At 55.4% G+C, this 16,039-nt stretch carries 14 protein-coding genes and 1 pseudogene; 8 read left to right on the top strand and 7 right to left on the bottom strand.

Annotated features, from left to right (window positions below; genetic code table 11):
• Positions 1-3 precede the first annotated feature (3 nt).
• The 3 genes from HMPREF3138_RS13130 to araD are packed head-to-tail and all read left to right on the top strand — an operon-like array spanning position 4 to position 3,033.
• On the top strand, positions 4-1,491 hold the full coding sequence (locus HMPREF3138_RS13130; RefSeq protein WP_038877883.1) for an FGGY-family carbohydrate kinase: 1,488 nt from the start codon (positions 4-6) through the stop codon (positions 1,489-1,491).
• Positions 1,478-2,347: an L-ribulose-5-phosphate 3-epimerase gene (locus HMPREF3138_RS13125; RefSeq protein ID WP_038877887.1), complete on the top strand. Its 870-nt coding sequence runs from the start codon at positions 1,478-1,480 to the stop codon at positions 2,345-2,347. Before HMPREF3138_RS13130 ends, HMPREF3138_RS13125 begins: the two co-directional genes overlap by 14 nt.
• Positions 2,341-3,033 (top strand): L-ribulose-5-phosphate 4-epimerase, encoded by a 693-nt coding sequence (gene araD / locus HMPREF3138_RS13120; RefSeq protein ID WP_033651896.1) that lies wholly within the window; start codon positions 2,341-2,343, stop codon positions 3,031-3,033. The genes HMPREF3138_RS13125 and araD overlap by 7 nt, the downstream gene beginning before the upstream one ends.
• Before the next feature lie 6 nt (positions 3,034-3,039).
• Here araD and HMPREF3138_RS13115 read toward each other — a convergent pair whose 3' ends face one another.
• On the bottom strand, positions 3,040-4,044 hold the full coding sequence (locus tag HMPREF3138_RS13115) for a LacI family DNA-binding transcriptional regulator (protein WP_038877889.1): 1,005 nt from the start codon (positions 4,042-4,044) through the stop codon (positions 3,040-3,042).
• A gap of 400 nt (positions 4,045-4,444) precedes the next feature.
• On the opposite strand from HMPREF3138_RS13115, the gene HMPREF3138_RS13110 reads away from it, so the two are divergent.
• Positions 4,445-6,841 (top strand): AAA family ATPase, encoded by a 2,397-nt coding sequence (locus HMPREF3138_RS13110; protein ID WP_038877891.1) that lies wholly within the window; start codon positions 4,445-4,447, stop codon positions 6,839-6,841.
• Positions 6,842-7,186: 345 nt separating this feature from the next.
• Here HMPREF3138_RS13110 and HMPREF3138_RS13105 read toward each other — a convergent pair whose 3' ends face one another.
• Complete coding sequence (locus tag HMPREF3138_RS13105; RefSeq protein WP_038877893.1) at positions 7,187-8,080, bottom strand: LysR family transcriptional regulator; 894 nt, start codon at positions 8,078-8,080, stop codon at positions 7,187-7,189.
• 107 nt (positions 8,081-8,187) lie between these two features.
• Between HMPREF3138_RS13105 and HMPREF3138_RS13100 the strand changes: the two genes are divergently transcribed.
• Together HMPREF3138_RS13100 and HMPREF3138_RS13095 are read left to right on the top strand one after the other, a co-directional pair.
• Complete coding sequence (locus tag HMPREF3138_RS13100) at positions 8,188-9,495, top strand: serine hydrolase domain-containing protein (RefSeq protein WP_070559104.1); 1,308 nt, start codon at positions 8,188-8,190, stop codon at positions 9,493-9,495.
• A gap of 210 nt (positions 9,496-9,705) precedes the next feature.
• Positions 9,706-9,927 carry a DUF6434 domain-containing protein gene (locus tag HMPREF3138_RS13095; protein ID WP_047730881.1) on the top strand — a complete coding sequence of 74 codons (222 nt, stop codon included), beginning with the start codon at positions 9,706-9,708 and terminating at the stop codon, positions 9,925-9,927.
• A 298-nt stretch (positions 9,928-10,225) separates the two neighbouring features.
• Here HMPREF3138_RS13095 and HMPREF3138_RS13090 read toward each other — a convergent pair whose 3' ends face one another.
• The 4 genes and pseudogenes from HMPREF3138_RS13090 to HMPREF3138_RS25555 form a co-directional block, all read right to left on the bottom strand.
• On the bottom strand, positions 10,226-10,984 hold the full coding sequence (locus HMPREF3138_RS13090) for an ankyrin repeat domain-containing protein (protein WP_038877897.1): 759 nt from the start codon (positions 10,982-10,984) through the stop codon (positions 10,226-10,228).
• Between the two features lie 32 nt (positions 10,985-11,016).
• A complete protein-coding gene (locus tag HMPREF3138_RS13085) occupies positions 11,017-11,790 on the bottom strand; it encodes an ankyrin repeat domain-containing protein (RefSeq protein ID WP_038877899.1) in 774 nt (257 codons plus the stop codon).
• Positions 11,787-13,289 (bottom strand): Tle-like phospholipase domain-containing protein, encoded by a 1,503-nt coding sequence (locus HMPREF3138_RS13080; protein ID WP_038877901.1) that lies wholly within the window; start codon positions 13,287-13,289, stop codon positions 11,787-11,789. The genes HMPREF3138_RS13085 and HMPREF3138_RS13080 overlap by 4 nt, the downstream gene beginning before the upstream one ends.
• Before the next feature lie 368 nt (positions 13,290-13,657).
• Positions 13,658-13,867 (bottom strand): annotated as a pseudogene (locus tag HMPREF3138_RS25555) (fatty acyl-AMP ligase); the annotation flags it as partial.
• A 107-nt stretch (positions 13,868-13,974) separates the two neighbouring features.
• On the opposite strand from HMPREF3138_RS25555, the gene HMPREF3138_RS13070 reads away from it, so the two are divergent.
• Complete coding sequence (locus tag HMPREF3138_RS13070) at positions 13,975-14,250, top strand: diacylglycerol kinase (RefSeq protein ID WP_308319297.1); 276 nt, start codon at positions 13,975-13,977, stop codon at positions 14,248-14,250.
• A gap of 102 nt (positions 14,251-14,352) precedes the next feature.
• Positions 14,353-15,252 (top strand): L-proline-binding transcription factor PsrA, encoded by a 900-nt coding sequence (locus HMPREF3138_RS13065; protein ID WP_038884704.1) that lies wholly within the window; start codon positions 14,353-14,355, stop codon positions 15,250-15,252.
• Here the strand turns inward: HMPREF3138_RS13065 and HMPREF3138_RS13060 are convergent.
• A complete protein-coding gene (locus HMPREF3138_RS13060) occupies positions 15,227-16,033 on the bottom strand; it encodes a substrate-binding domain-containing protein (protein ID WP_070559102.1) in 807 nt (268 codons plus the stop codon). The genes HMPREF3138_RS13065 and HMPREF3138_RS13060 overlap by 26 nt on opposite strands.
• Positions 16,034-16,039 lie beyond the last annotated feature (6 nt).

The raw sequence follows: 16,039 nt of genomic DNA, 5'->3' as shown, positions 1-16,039 counted from the left end.
GCGATGGCAGTCTTTCTTGGCATAGACGTCGGCGGCACGGTGATCAAGGCCGGGCTGTACCGGGCAAGCGGCGAAGAGCTGGCGATCGCCGAGCGCGACGGCGCGGCGATTGCCGCCCAGCCGGGCTTCAGCGAACGCAATATGGATGCGCTGTGGGATGACGTTTGCGCGGCGATCCGCCAGACGCTGCACGCGGCGGGGCAGGAGGCCGGCCAGGTGCGCGGCGTCAGCTTCTCGGCGCACGGCAAAGGGCTGTACGCCATCGATCGCCACGGCAAACCGGTCGGCAACGGCATTCTCTCTTCGGACAACCGCGCGGCGGCCACGGCGGCTGAGCTGCGCCGCGCCGGGGTGGACGCGCAGACCTACCCGCGCAGCCTGCAGCCGCTGTGGCCCAGCCACCCGGCGCTGCTGCTGCGCTGGCTGAAGCAGCAGCAACCGGCGCAGTACGCCGCCGTCGATCGCATCCTGATGGCGCACGACTACCTGCGTTTTCGCCTCACCGGCGAGGCGGCGGCCGAGGTGACCAACATCTCCGGCAGCAACCTGTTTAACCAGCGCAGCGGCGCTTACGATCCGGCGCTGATGGCGGCCTTCGGCATCGAAGAGGCGCAGGAGAAAACCGCGCCAACGATCGGCTCGGCGCAGCTGGCCGGGCGGGTGACGGCCGCGGCGGCGGCGCAGTGCGGCCTGCGGGCAGGCACCGCGGTGTACGGTGGCCTGTTCGACGTGGTGGGTGCGGCGCTCAGCTCCGGCGTGGCCGACGATCGCACGCTCAGCGCGGTGGCGGGCACCTGGTCGATCGCCACCTGCGTGACCGAGCGCATCATTCCCGCCGATTACCCCTACGCCTGGGGGCGCTACTGCATCGACGGCCGCTATTTCGTGCACGAAGGCAGCCCGACCTCGGCCGGCAATCTGGCCTGGTTCCTGCGCCAGTTCTGCGCCGACGACCGGCAGCGCTACGCCCAGTTCAACGCCTGGGTGGCCGAGCGCCGCGAGCAGCCCAGCGGGCTGCTGTTCCTGCCGTATCTGTACGGCTCCAACCTCGGCGGCAACACGCCGGGCGGGCTGATCGGCCTGAGCGCCCACCACGAGATGGCAGACGTGGTGCAGGCGATCTACCAGGGCATCGTGTTCTCGCACCTGATTCATCAGGAGCGCATGGTGCAGCTGAACCCGCGCATCGAGCGGGTGCGCATGACCGGCGGGCCGACGCAGTCCGAGGTGTGGATGCAGATGTACGCCGACGCCGGCAACCTGCCGCTCGAGGTGGTGGAAACCCGCCAAAGCGGCTGCCGCGCCGCCGCCCTGTGCGCCGCCGTCGGCGCCGGGGAGTACGCCGGGTTCGCTGAAGCGATCGCCGCCGCGCCGCCCAAACTGCGTTGTTATTATCCCGCGACCGCCGCTCACCGGCGCCTGCGCGCCCAGCAGGCGCGCTATCTGGCGGTCGCCCTGGTTTTGAGTGAGGTGACTGATGCAAACGACTAACGCCGCCTGTCTGGGGCTGTATGAAAAGGCGCTGCCCGCCGATCTGAGCTGGCCGCAGCGGCTGGCCACCGCCGCCGAGCTGGGCTTTGAATTTGTGGAGATGTCGATCGACGAGCAGCCGGCGCGCCAGCAGCGGCTGGACTGGGATCGCCGCCAGCGGCTGGCGTTTATCCAAGCGCGGCTCGACAGCGGGGTGACGGTGCCGAGCCTGTGCCTGTCGGCGCACCGGCGCGATCCGTTCGGCAGCGCCGACGCCGCCACCCGCGAGCGGGCGCGGGTGCTGATGAGCAAGGCGCTGGAACTGGCAACGGATCTTGGCATCCGCAACATCCAGCTGGCGGGCTACGACGTCTATTACGAACCTGCCGATCGCCACAGCCGCGCACGCTTTATCGAGGGCATGCAGTGGGCGGCGGAACAGGCCGCCAGGGCGCAGGTGATGCTGTCGGTGGAGGTGATGGACACGCCGTTCATCAACAGCATCAACAAATGGCGCGACATCGCCCGCCACGTCAACAGCCCGTGGTTCACGGTGTATCCCGATCTCGGCAACCTCAGCGCCTGGGGCAACGACGTCGCCGCCGAGCTGGCGCTGGGCATCGGCAGCATCACCGCCGTGCACCTCAAAGACACCGTCGCGGTGGGGCCGGGCAGCGCCGGGCAGTTCCGCGACGTGCCGTTCGGCGAGGGCTGCGTGGATTTCGCCCACGCCTTTTCCGTGCTCAACGCGCTCGGCTATCGCGGCCCCTACCTGTTGGAGATGTGGGCGCGCGAAGACGGGCAGGATAAGCAACGCATCGCCCAGGCCAAGGCCTGGATCGAACAACAGATGATTGAGGGAGGCATCGCATGCTGAACGAACTCAAACGGCAGGTGCTGGCCGCCAACCTCAGCCTGCCGGCATACGGGCTGGTGACCTTTACCTGGGGCAACGTCTCGGCGATCGACCGCCAGAGCGGACTGGTGGTGATCAAGCCTTCGGGCATCGCCTACGAGGCGATGACGCTGGAGGATTTGGTGGTAGTGGATCTGGAGGGCAAGGTGCGCGAAGGGCACCGCAAACCCTCATCCGACACCGCCACCCACCTGGCGCTGTACCGCGCCTTCGCCGATATCGGTGGCGTGGTGCACACCCACAGCCGCAACGCCACCATCTGGGCGCAGGCCGGGCAGCCGATCCCGGCGCTGGGCACCACCCACGCCGACTACTTTTACGGCGACATTCCCTGCACCCGGCCGATGAGCGAGGCGGAGATCGCCGGCGACTACGAGGGGGAAACCGGCAAGGTGATTATCGAAACCTTCAGTCAGGCGGGGCGCGATCCGCAGCAGGTGCCGGGAGTGCTGGTCTATTCCCATGGCCCGTTCGCCTGGGGCAAGGACGCGGCGGATGCGGTGCACAACGCGGTGGTGCTGGAGGAGGTGGCGATCATGGCGATGGCGACGCGCCAGCTGGCGCCGGCCATCGCCCCGATGCAGCCGGAGCTATTGGACAAACATTTCCTGCGCAAGCACGGCAAACACGCCTACTACGGGCAATAGCGCCCGTCAGCGATTCAACAGCGAGCCGGTGAAGAACTCTCTGCGCACCGGCAGCTCGCCGCGTGGGCTGTTAATGGCGCTGAACAGCAGCTCCGCGGCGATCTCCCCCAGTTTCTGCGTATCGTGATATACCCCCGGAATGTGCAGGCCGTAAGCGCCGGCGCGCGGCGGTTCGTCTATCGAGAAGAACTTCACCTGTTCATAAAGCCCCATCTCGTGGCAGATGGCGATGGCGCCCAGCGTGATGATGCCATTCAGGCCGATGATGTAATCCGGGCGGTTCTCCGGCTGCGCCAGATAGGCGCGCACCTCGCTCTCTTGCGAGGTGAAATCGTAGTCGCCGTTGATGATATGGATCTCACGCCCGCTGCCCTGCAGCGCCGCGACGATGCCGGCGGTGCGCGTTAAGGTGATCTCCGAATCCGCCGGGCCGCCGATAATCAGCAGCTTTTGCTCCGGCTGCTCCGCCAGATAACGCCCGGCCAGCACGCCGATCTCGCGGTTATCGAGGAACACGCCGCTCAGCTGCTGATCGTAGAGATCGCGGTCGATCAGGATCAGCGGCACGCCATACACCTCGGCCAGCTCGAGATAGGCGGGGCGGTAGTGCTTGTCGTCGCGCACCGCCGACAGCAGGATGCCGCGCGCCTTGTAGCCGAACAGCGCCTGAATGGCGCGCATTTCCGCCTCTTCGCTGCCGTCGGTGTCGAACAGCATTATCTGGTAGCCCTGCTGGCGCGCAATGCGCGACACGGTCTTGATCAGGCCGGAATAGAACGGGTTGTACATGCTGCTGGTGACGATGCCGATAATCTGGCTGCTGCTGCTTTTCAGCCCCTGCGCGAACGCGTTGGGCACATAGTTCAGCTCTTTGGCGATGGCGTGAATGCGCTCGCGGGTTTCCGGCTTGACCAGCTCGGGCTTATTGAAGGCGCGGGAAACGGTGATATTGGTCACCCTGGCGCGGCGGGCGATATCCACGATAGTGGCATTGGGATTGGCTTTCGACACCGTCTTTCCTTGCGTTATGCCTCAACAGATCCCTTATTGTAGGGAAAGGGCGGGGGCGGTGCTAGGGGGGAGTGGGGGGATGAGATTTGTTTGTGGGAGGGGAAAATAATAAAATGCAAAAATAGTTAATGATAAATTTTGTTGATTAGTATTTTTTTAATTATTTCGAATGGTGGATTTTTATTGCAGGAAAGTGCGGTAAGGTGTGTTCCACGGGGGAAGGCTGGTATGGCAGGCGACTTTGTACCAGGAGCGGACATTGCAAAAATTCTATTTGCATTAATCTATGGAGAGCAGGTCAATAACCTGTTTAAACATTCCTTAACCTCAGAGTAAATTAGATGAACAATATGTTTCAATTGCATATCGGCAGCCAATAGTCAGCGCTAAGGGAGTGTTCATGTTCAGTCAGGTTGACATCAATAGTTTCGGTAGTTTTGCGGACCTCAGTTGGAGAAAGAGCCTTAAGGATGCAGGTAACAACGTCCAGAATTTCAAGAGGCTTAACATCCTCTACGGACGGAACTACTCTGGTAAGACAACACTCTCGCGGATTTTCCGCGCTTTGGAAACGGGGCGCATTCCACACAACTACGTGGACCCAAATTTTACTATTCGTGGTGACAAAGGTGATGTAACACAAGTAGACCTTGCTAGTCATGGCTACGATGTTCGAGTCTACAATCGAGATTTTGTGAGCGATAACCTAAGCTTCTTGGTCAATCAAACCGACGGCGAGATCAAGACGTTTGCTATTGTTGGTGAAAAGAATAAAGAAATTGAAGATACCATTACCGCAATCCAAACTAAGCTAGGCAGTGTTGAATCGAAGGCGGGCCTCCGGCATGAACTTGAAGCTAAAAAGAAAGAGCGAGATCGAACGAAAGACAATCATAAAACTGCGTCTGATGCTCTAGAGGGCAAACTTCGTTTTCATGCCAACAATAAGATTAAACAGAATCGTATCTACGGCCCAGCTGTCTACAACATAGAAAGCATCAAAAAAGACATTGGCTCAGTCAAAAAAACTAGCTTCATAGCTCTGACAACCGAAGAACAAGCAGCCAAGGTCAATCTCTTGAAGCAAGAGGCCTTACCTGATATTACCGATACCGTATCGATAAACCTCAACATCGAATCAATAAGCAAGGTAGCTGAAGAACTCCTTTCAAGATTGATTAAGCCAACCCTGCCAATTCAGGAGTTGTTGAATGAGACGGCTCTTCAGATGTGGGTGAAGGAAGGCATACCACTACACAAAGATAAGCGGGACACTTGCGCATTCTGCCGTCAGAATCTCCCTCATGACCTCTGGCAGGTATTAGACTCTCACTTCAGTAAGGAATCCTCGGATCTGGAATCGTGTATCGATTCATGCCTGACTTCCATCACCACCGAAATCCAAGCCATTCCTAACTTCTCGACTTTGACTGGTGATAAGTTCTATGCAGAAGAAAAAGTTTTATTTGAAGCGAGCAAGATAGCACTTACTGATCACCTGAAAGGCTACATGCAGGATCTCAGAGCTCTGAAGGCTGCATTGGATAAGAGAAAGAACTCCATTTTTCAGCAGGTTGCCATACCTGTCTACATTCATGATTCGACTGCAATTCAGCAATGCGTGGGTGACATCAATGATCTGATCGCCAAAAACAATCGCCGCACAATTTCGTTAGAGAACGATAAAAACACTGCACGAGAATCTCTACGGCTTACCGATGTGGCATCTTTTATCGGAGACATCACCTACGACACTGAATTAGCCCGTATTGCCAGTCTCAAAACAGATGCTGATACTGCCAACATTGTATTTACCGAGGCTGAAGCCGAAATTCTCGAACAAGAAACCGAAGTGACCCGTCTACAGGGCCAGCAGAAGGATGAACGCAAGGGCGCGGAGCGAGTGAATGACTTGCTCAATCACTTCTTTGGCCATGACGGCATCACGCTTGAAGCAAAAGACAATATTGAGAATACTTCGGTTAAGTTTGAAGTTACCAGAGATGGCAAATCTGCCTACAATTTGAGCGAAGGCGAATGTAGTCTGATTGCTTTCTGCTACTTCATAGCCAAGCTGGAAGAGCCAGACAGCAAAGGTAAGGATCTGATTATTTATATAGATGACCCAATTTCCAGCCTAGATGGGAATCACATCTTCTTCATGTTCAGTTTGATTGAAAGCCTGATTGCGAAACCCATCAAGAATGCAGATGGAACAAACAACTATCGCTACAAGCAGCTTTTTATATCCACCCACAACCTAGATTTCTTGAAGTATCTAAAGAAAATATCACTTCCTAATGAGAAGAATCACGGTGGATGCCAACATTTCATCGTGGAGAGAAACGGAGGGGCAAGTCAGATTTCCCTGATGCCTTCGTATCTGCGAGACTACATCACAGAATTCAACTACCTGTTTCATCAGATCTACAAATGCCGTAATCAAGGTGGAGCGAATGAATCTCATGAGCCATTTTATGGATTTGGTAACAACCTCCGTAAGTTCCTTGAGGCATTTTTATTCTTTAAGTTCCCGCATCAAGATGACAAGAATGATGCCTTTGAGCGGATCAAGAAATTCTTTGGCGAAGAGGATCCGACTGCAATAGCTCTTGTGAATAGACTTAATAACGAGTTTTCACATCTCGAATCGATTCCTGATCGTGGATTTAAACCTGTTGAGATTCCAGAAATTTCCAAGGTGGCAAACTACGTGTTGGACAAGATTTATACGGCAGATCCGCATCAATACAATGCGTTATTGAAGAGCATCGGTGAACCACCCAGGACACATTAGGAAAAAGGGCACAAAGAGTTTTTTGCGGTGAATGAGGCGCTACTTGGATCAGGAATGCGCCTCTCAAGTATGCCGGTAGAGTACTCACTAATTATGAAAAATCGGAACTCTCAAAAAGAGTGTGGTACTAAAACAGTTATGAATACTAAACGTCCGCTCTTCGTTCGAAGCTGTCCCTAACACTGTCGAGCAAAGCAACAAACCAGCGCCAGCAACGGTAGGTGCAGGCGGTGAGGGGGTTACTGGGAGAAAACAGCGAGCACCGCTTAAGAACGAAAAAGCAACGGGACGATGAGCTCTACGATCAACTACCAGTAACAACACCACTAATCTAACAGCAACTTTTCACCCACCAACCCCCATCCACAACCCCGGCAACAACCCCAGCGTCTCATCAATCAACGCCCGCCGGTCATTGCCCGGTTTCCAGATGGTCACCATGGTTTGGCTGATCCCCTGGCTGCCCACTTCGGTGCGCAGCGTGTTGACGTTTTTCCACCGTTCGGCATGCATATGCGTCGGCAGGAATCCCCAGCCGCAGCCCTGTTCGAGCAGGGCGCGCAGCATCTCCAGCTCGTTGGTAAATATGGTATGCCCGGAAATTTGCAGGCGGCGCGCCACGGGCTCGTCAGAATCCGGGTGCATGATCACCTGCGGCGTGAGCGAGAGCTCCAGCAGCGAAAGCGACTGTTCCGCGCCGGGGAAAAGCGCTTTAGACGCGTAAAAATCCATCTCTATCGCTCCTAAGGCGCGCCACTCCATGGCGTCGCCCACGCTGCGGTGGCGCGCTTGGCAGATGCCCAGATCGGCCTGGCCGCTTGCCAGCAGGCTTTCCGCTTCTTCGCGCGAGGCGTTAATCAGGCTCAGCCGTATGTTGCGCTGGGCCATAGAGGCAATCAGCGCCTGCAGCAGCGCGCGGGGCGTAAAGGGATCGTAAACCAGAGAAATTTCCTGCGCCGCGCTCTTGGGCACGTCTTTGGCAAACGCCTCAAACGCTTTCACCTGGCGCATCAGCAGGTGCGCCTGGCGCTGCAGCTGTTCTCCTTCCGGCGTCAGGTGCAGGCTGCGACCCTCGCGCAGGAACAGCGCATAGCCCAAGCCATCCTCGAGAAAATCAATCAAATCGCGCAGCGTCGTGCGGTCTTTGCCCAGCTTGAGCGCGGCTTTCGCCAGGCTGCCGTGCTCGGCCACGGCGGTGAAGGCTTCCAGTTGGGCAAAGGAATAAATCAGGCTCGGCACGCGGCTCTCCCGTCGATTTTGCGGGGGATTTTCCCCCATCAGGCGTTTTTTATTATAGGCCGCGTTTTTTTAAGCTGAACGCCTTCCTGAGCTAAGCGAGAAAAAATATGAAAAGCAAAGTGTTTAACCGCAGCCTGCTGGCGGGCGTTGTCATCAGTTTCTGCAGCGGCCTGCTGGCGCCCGCCGCGCTGGCCGCCTGTGCGGGCACCGAACTCAGCGCCTGTCCGGCGCCTTTCGATGCGCAATTGCCGGACACGCACAAGATGCTCACCTGGAGTCAGAGCGACCGGGTGGTCGGTTTTCGTAACGACTACCGCAACTATGCCGGGGATGTGTTTCCCCACGGCAATGCCACGCCGCTGCCGGCTGCCGCTAAACAGCTAACCGACGCCAGCTATCGGGTGAATGGCAAAACCTACAGCCTGCAGGATTATCTTCAGCGCCAGAACGTCAGCGGCATGCTGGTATTGAAAGACGGCAAAATCGCCTGGAAATATCTGGGGCAGGGCAATACCGACGCCACGCTGTGGACGTCGCGCTCGGTGGGTAAATCCGTGGTGGCCACGCTGGTGGGCGTGGCGATTAAACAGGGCAAAATCCGCTCGCTCGACGATCTCATCACGCAATACGAACCCGATCTGAAAGGCACCGCGTGGGACGGCGTGACCCTCAGGCAGCTGATCACCCACACCTCCGGCGTGGCGTGGAATGAGGATTACACCAACCCGAAATCGGACTTCGCGCAGCTGACCGAGTGTGAAGCCAAACCCGGCACCTATGCCTGCGTGCGCAAGCTGGTGGCCGGCCTGCAGCGTGCGCATCCGGCTGGGCAGAACTGGTCTTACTCCTCCGGCGGCGCGTGGCTGCTGGGCGATGTGCTGGAGCGCGCCACCGGCATGCCGCTGGCGACCTATCTGGAACAAAGCATCTGGCAGCCGTACGGCATGGCGAGCGACGGCGTGTGGCATGCCTACGCCAAAGGCCAGCACGACGTGGGCGCGCACGGCTTTAACGCCACGCTGGAAGACTGGGGGCGCTTCGGCGAATTTATTCTGCATAACGGGAGGTTGCCGAACGGCAAACAGATCTTGCCGGCTGATTGGGGAGCCCAGTCGGCCAACTGGACGCGGGCGGCGGGCTCGGTATCGGCGGCGCATCCTGACGGCATTTACGGATTCCAATGGTGGAACAACGAAGTGCCGGTGAATGCGACCAACGTTGAGCCTGCTCCGCAGACCTCCCTCAAACATTCCCTGTGGGCGCTGGGGATCTTCGGCCAGATGATCATGGTCAATCAGGCGGAGAATCTGGTGATCGTCCAGTGGTCTACCTGGCCGCAGGCGGAGCCTTCTTTCAGCGCGCAACCGCTGGAGGCATCGCTGATGTTTAGCGCGATAGCGAAGGAATTGCGTTAATCCCACGGAGCGATCAGGGGCGGTTGCCATTGCGCCCCTGTTCGACGGCGATGGCATAAATGCGCTCGTGCATATAACAGCGCGGAAATGGCGATCTGGGCTATGCTTTTCCCCACATCCACTTTGCGCCGAAACGGGCGTGACAAAAGTGCGACTTGTCAGGCCAGGTTGAAGCTCTTTATCGAACGGCTCTTCATAGGAGTGGGTAAATTGAAAATCGATTGGCATAGCGCATTGCTAACACGCGCCACGATCGTGGATAAAAGCTACAAAAATACGCAAAACGTTCGGCGTTTCATGGTTGAGGCGTGCGGAGAAGATTTTCGCTTCGATCGTGAATTTATGGCATGGATACGCAACGACATGCCAAAGACGTTAGGTGATGTCGCCGATGAGTGGCGGCGCAGGCACTCCCTCAACCCTGGCCGATAGGGTTCAACCTGCGGGGCGCTTGGTACTTTTCTTTTCTCGCAAACCTTGCCAAGATCGCCTTTACACCAGCGCCAGGATCAGTAGCGGCGGGGTGAGCAGCCATTCAACACCTGCTCAAAGATGTGGAATACATAGTTAGGTACTTTGTCGATCGCGGGAAAGTGCTCTGTGTTGTGAGCGGGTGCCAATGAAAACGTTACTTGGTGAAACATGCATCTGGGCTGAGAAAATTTAGCCAGACGCCATCTGACAGCCTCAGTATAAATAACCGGAAGCTGTCAGATCAGCGTTGATGAAATTACTGCGCTTCCTTTGCCCCTTTCAAAAGCATGAGCTCGAGTATTTTCTTACACTGTTCATTGTATTCTGAGCCATCTTGGCTGTCTTTTATTTGCCGATTCACTGCTGTTAACAGCGAAAGATTGTTTATATTTACTGGGTTAGGATTCGCACCCCGATTGAGCAGCAGGGTCATGTGTTCAAAGGCTGAGCTAAAAAAAGCATCCATTAATAAGGTTTGTTGCAAGGAGTCTCTGATATTTATATCCGCTCCGTAATCCAGCATCACCTTTAACGTTTCAGTGTTTTTGGCTTTGATTGTTTGGAATACAATGGGTTCATTGAATACCTTATCTTTTGCGTTTGGCGGTAAACCGCCGTCGAGCATGGCTTTGACCCAAATCCCCTTGTCGGCTTTCATGACGAATTCCGCTGGGCTGCTCCCGCCCTCCGGTCTGGGTTGCAGCGGATCTGCACCGTCTTTAACCAGGTCGGTTATTATTTTCAGCCTTTCCGGCGTATTTTTATCGTAGATTGCGTTTAGCACCGACCAAAACAGCAGGGGCATGTCCGCCTTAACCGGTCGATTCATTTCTTCCTTGCTTATAGAAGGAAGCTTTTCTTTTAGTTTCACTTCATCGCCATCATAAATCAGCTGTGCGATATCCAGTTGCCGGCCTTCAAAAAAATCCTGTGGCTCATATTCCATGTTTTTGTTGCATCCTTGCATCATGAGAACAGTAAATAGTAACGCCATTGCCATTATCAACTTTCTCATATTCTCTCCCTGATAGTGGCGATAGAATAGAGTCAATTCTCTACAGGTAGTGGAGGCCAGTCACCACCCTTTTTAATTAACAACTCTTTTATCTTATTAATTTTCTCTTTGTCTTCGGCATCTCCTACGTCTCTATCTATAAAGCGTTGGAGCTGATTACCCATAGTCCAACCAAACTTCCCTTTGATTTTACTATCCGCGCCTCTCTCCAACAGAAGTATAGTATGATCAAACGAACGAGAATCCAGTGAGCTTATTAACAAGGTGTTTCCCAATGAATCCCTTGTGTTTATATCCGCACCATAATCCAACATCACCTTTAAAGTCTCAGTGTTTTTCGCGTCTAACGCTTCGAATATAATTGGCTCGTTATGAACTTTATCTCTAGAATTCGGTGGTAACCCACCATCCAACATTGCTTTTATCCAGACGCCTTTATCGCCCTGCAGGACAAACTCAGCTGGACTGCTTCCCCCTTCCGGTCTGGGTTGCAATGGGTCTGCACCCGCTTTAACCAAGTCAGTAATAATGCTCAGTCTTTTAGGCGTATTTTTATCATAGATTGCGTTTAGCACCGACCAAAACAGCAGGGTCATGTCTGCTTTCACTGGTCGATTCAGTTCTTCCTTGCTTATTGAAGGAAGCTTCTCATTCAGTTTCACTTCGTCGCCATCATAAATCAGCTTTGCGACTTCCAGTTGACGGCCTTCAAAAAAATCCTGTGGTTCATATTCCATGTTTTTTTTGCATCCTTGCATCATGAGAACAGTAAAGAGTAACGCGACTGCCATTATCAACTTGCTCATATTCTCCCCCTAATAGTGGCGACATCCTCGTCTTTCTGGTCTTCAATCAACGTTATTGTCTGGTCTATACCGTGTTTATCGAGCAGGGTTCCTGCCCCACCGGCAAGCGTGTGCGGTATGCCAGCGGCATCAGGCAGCGCCAGTGATGACCACTCTTTCAAGGTGAAAGGCAATGCTACGCCCCAGGGTTTTTGCAAAGAATCGGGCAGGGCATTTTTTATAAGCTCATAATCACTTTCGTTATTAACCTCCTGTAACGTGGTTAATAGCTCACCTTCCACTCGATAGGCCTGTATGTTCTTGGCTGAACCAATCATCTCAGATCCATATCTTCCTACAGTTCCATGATGGAGTCCGGCTGCATTAAACGTCCATGCGGGTTTTCCACTGGTCATTGATGCTGCGGAGGCCATTCCACCACCTAATGAATGACCAGAGATATCAATACTGGGGGTTTTTGATATGCCGTCACCAATCTCAACAGCCTTTTTATAATACTCAGAACTTTTACCAATCCCTTGAGCACCGTTATTTATCCAGTCATTTACATTTTTAATGCCCGATAAATCACCTTTAAGTGCTTTTTTTGCGGCACTGCCGATTCCCTGCGGGAATTCTGGCGCTCGTGACCCTCTGAACACGACCGTTGGGTTCATCTCTTTACCAAAAATACCTCTATCAGGTTGATATACTCGGGCCAGAAAATCTGGAGATAAATTGTTATCATAAAGCATTGAGCTTTTAAGACCCAGTTTGTTTAGCGCCAACTCATCGTTACTGATATCTTTCCAACCCTCAGGAACGCCGGGAGTCTCCTTTAGCGGATTCGTTGTCTTGTAGATATTCTCCGCCAGCTTTGCCTTCTCGACGGCGACATTGTTTGCCGCCAGGCGCTCTGAGGCGATTCGGGCGTCCGGGTAGATACTCCGTTGCCCGCGGCCAATGAGGTATTTTCGCTCCTGCCAGCGTTGCGCTTTGGTCAAGGGGCCAGACACGGCCGACTGTGAGGCTCTTCCACCTTGCGCCGGGATATCCGGGCCAAGGGCCGGTTTGGCCCGCGTGACTTGTGCGGGGAAGACGGACGGGCGCGCCCGGCGGCCACCATAAGACTTCACGGCCTCTTCGTACCGCCTCACTATCCTGTCCACCGGGTAGTTTGGCTCTTGTCTCCCCTGCGGTATCAGGTAGCCGTCGATGTCGGCGTAAAATGGCCCCATCGTCGCCAACACGCCGGGCCGGGTTTCGACCGCTACGACAACGCCGCTCATCAGGTCGCTCTGCACTCTTGCGCGCAAGTTAGAGCTTATTCCGTTTTGCGTAACGCCAACTTCACGGCGGATCCGCTCACCACCGCGAAAACCAGAAAAAAGCGACAGAATGTCTTTATCCGGCATGTATGAAAGGCCGTGACAGGCGCGGGAAGGGCTGACTATACGGGGGAATTCATCAGGTGAAATAATATCATCGGCGATATACAGCAGTTTCAAACGGGAAAACATAGTGTGTCTCTTCCTTTGCTTGCTGCGTCTCGGCCTGTTCAGGCGGGCGCTCGCACTCCTTGCACTCGATGGGCCCTGAGGGGGCATGTTATCGAACGGCAGTCAGCGGTAGCTAACGGCGCATAGGACACCAGATAAGGGATGATAACGGCTCAAGCCAATTTGTAAAGCCGGCCAAAGATTAACCGGAAAGTTCTTGTTTTCCAAAGGCTGCTGCGGGTTTTTAACCCCGCCGATCAAACCGATAAACCAGCGCCAATGCCAGCGCCAGGATCAAAAGCGGCGGGGCGAGGGCGGTGAAGGGCGCGTTGAGGGCGAACAGCAATCCCAGGTTGAGGACGATCTGGTAAGCGATGTAGGTCAGCAGCCTTCTTGAACTTCAGGGACAATAAACGCCGCGCGCCCGAGATCGCTTTTTGCTGCAGCGTGCGATATTCGAGAACGGTCACGAGTTGATTGCGCCGATCGTAAAAATTCATTCCCGTATTGCCCAGCGCCGCGTAATCCAACGCGTCCACTAAAGTGGGGAAGTCCGCATAGCGCATGGGAAGAGAATGAACGGAACTTGTTTCAGACATAGACAAACTAGCCATAGATTAAAAATCACCAAAAGAGATAAAAGACTCTTGGCGAGGTAATTGATATTTTACTATGAATAGGTTTTGAATAAGTTTGTTATTCAACCATCTTCATTCCACGAACATTAGTTATTAACGTCATTTTACTGATTGTTACATTTGGTTTGGATATTACAAAAATGGAGCGGTTGTTATTAATCGCCTGCAGTTTCTTGCTATTGGTGGTGGAGCTGCTGAATACGGCGATTGAAACCGTGGTCGATCGCATTTCGCTGGAATTGCATCCGTTATCCAAACGCGCCAAAGATTTGGGCGGCGCAGCGCAGCTGGTGGCGGTGATAATGACCATCATTATTTGGGGGACGGTGCTGTTGGGAGGATAACGGCGAGGCGCGCTTCGGCATTAAACCGGTTGCTGCGGCTAAATAAGCGGCTATTATCGTTGCTTTGCGCCTTTGGCGCCATGGTAAGGATAGGTTGCCGCTATGCCCGTGAATTTTGATCTCAACGATCTTTATGCCTTCCGCGCGCTGGTGGAGTACGGCAATTTTCGGCTGGCCGCGGAGTCTATCTGCCTGTCGCAGTCTGCGCTGAGCCGCAGGATTGAAAAGCTGGAAAACGCGCTGGGCAGCAAACTGTTCGATCGCACCACTCGGCGCGTGACCTTGACGTTGTACGGGCAGGCTTTTGCCGAGCGTTCGGATCAGCTGCTGATGAATGTCGAAGCGGTGTTGGCCGATATCGATAAGGTCAGCCAGGAGCGTACCGGGCTGGTCACCGTCGCCACGGTGCCGTCGGCGGCCTACTATTTCATGCCCGACGTGATACACCGCTTCCGGCTTCGCTATCCGCGCGTGCGCGTTAAGCTGATCGACGGCAGCGCAGGCAATGTCATTGAGGCGGTCACCGGCGGCCAGGCCGATTTCGGCATCTGCTTTGCCGGGCGGCTGCAACCTCATCTTGAATTTGTGCCGTTGGTGGGGGACGTTTACGTGGCCGCTTGCCGACGCGACCATCCGCTCGCCGCTAAAAAGAGCCTCACCTGGCGGGAATTTTATCAGCAGGACTACGTGTCGCTGGATAAAACCTCCGGCAATCGCAATCTGCTCGATCAGCGCCTGGAACACCTCATGCCGGAGCGCCCCAGCGTGTGCGAAACTCGCCATGTGACGACCATGCTGGGCATGGTTGAGGCGGGCATCGGCATTGCCGCCGTGCCCGCCATGTCGATGCCCGCTTCAGAACATTCGGTGTTGACGTCGGTGCCGCTGGTCGATCCGGTGGTGAAACGCACCGTAGGCCTCATCAGACGCGGCGGCCGCATGCAGTCTTTCGTCGCCGCCGAGCTGGAAAAGCTGATTACTGAACAGTATCACTCTGCCTGACCGGCTGCTGCGCCGGCACGGTTCGCATGCCGGTTGCGCGAATGGTCAGCTGTGCCTGAGAGGAGGCGAGGAAGTCCAGCAGCGCTTTGCCTTCGCGGCGGTGCTCCGCTTTGGAGGTTACCGCGCCGGCGAAGCGGGTGATGTACTGCACGTTTTCCGGCAGCTCGCCGATAAAGGTCACGCCCGCCACGGGCAGCAATTCGCTGACCTGCTGGAAGCCCAGCGCATATTTACCTTGCGCCACTTCAGAAGCCACCGGAATGCGCTCAACCACGTGCGCTTTTCCTTTCACCTGTTCCTCGATGCCCAGCTTTTTGAACAGTTGGCCGCTGACGTAGCGGCCGCTGGCGCTGTCGGAATAGGCGAAAGAGTCAGCCTGCAGCAAGACATTGCGCAGGTCGGCATCCGTTTTTATCACCGGCTTGGGCGCGCCCTGTTTGACCACCATGCCGATCGGCGAATCGGCCAGCTCCACGCGCGAACCCGGCTGGGTCCAGCGCTCTTTTTCCAGTTGGGTGAGCGCGTCGCCCACCATGATCAGCACATCGGCTTGCTCTCCGCGCGCCAGCCGCGCGGGGGTCGCCTGTGGCGTTTTGCCCATCGAAGGGCCGGACACCAGAATGATTTTGTCGCCGCTTTGGGCTTCATACTCCGGGGCCAGCTTCTCCAGCGCGGCTTTGAAGCCGCCGGAGATCATGACGGTCACGTCTTTGGCCAGCGCCGCCGTACTGCAGGAGGCGCACACCAGCGCGGCGAGGATCGAACGAGTGAGTTTTTGCATGGCATT

It is taken from the genome of Serratia sp. HMSC15F11 (assembly GCF_001808215.1).
GTDB lineage: Bacteria > Pseudomonadota > Gammaproteobacteria > Enterobacterales > Enterobacteriaceae > Serratia > Serratia nevei.
Note: the sequence above shows the minus strand (reverse complement) of the source record. Positions and strands in the feature narration are given on the sequence as shown.

Bases quoted from the DNA above. Each gene is read 5' to 3' on its own strand.
- HMPREF3138_RS13130 (WP_038877883.1), top strand. From the start codon at position 4: ATGGCAGTCTTTCTTGGCATAGACGTCGGCGGCACGGTGATCAAGGCC.
- HMPREF3138_RS13125 (WP_038877887.1), top strand. From the start codon at position 1,478: ATGCAAACGACTAACGCCGCCTGTCTGGGGCTGTATGAAAAGGCGCTG.
- araD (WP_033651896.1), top strand. From the start codon at position 2,341: ATGCTGAACGAACTCAAACGGCAGGTGCTGGCCGCCAACCTCAGCCTG.
- HMPREF3138_RS13110 (WP_038877891.1), top strand. From the start codon at position 4,445: ATGTTCAGTCAGGTTGACATCAATAGTTTCGGTAGTTTTGCGGACCTC.
- HMPREF3138_RS13100 (WP_070559104.1), top strand. From the start codon at position 8,188: ATGAAAAGCAAAGTGTTTAACCGCAGCCTGCTGGCGGGCGTTGTCATC.
- HMPREF3138_RS13090 (WP_038877897.1), bottom strand. From the start codon at position 10,984: ATGAGAAAGTTGATAATGGCAATGGCGTTACTATTTACTGTTCTCATG.
- HMPREF3138_RS13085 (WP_038877899.1), bottom strand. From the start codon at position 11,790: ATGAGCAAGTTGATAATGGCAGTCGCGTTACTCTTTACTGTTCTCATG.
- HMPREF3138_RS13080 (WP_038877901.1), bottom strand. From the start codon at position 13,289: ATGTTTTCCCGTTTGAAACTGCTGTATATCGCCGATGATATTATTTCA.
- HMPREF3138_RS13065 (WP_038884704.1), top strand. From the start codon at position 14,353: ATGCCCGTGAATTTTGATCTCAACGATCTTTATGCCTTCCGCGCGCTG.
- HMPREF3138_RS13060 (WP_070559102.1), bottom strand. From the start codon at position 16,033: ATGCAAAAACTCACTCGTTCGATCCTCGCCGCGCTGGTGTGCGCCTCC.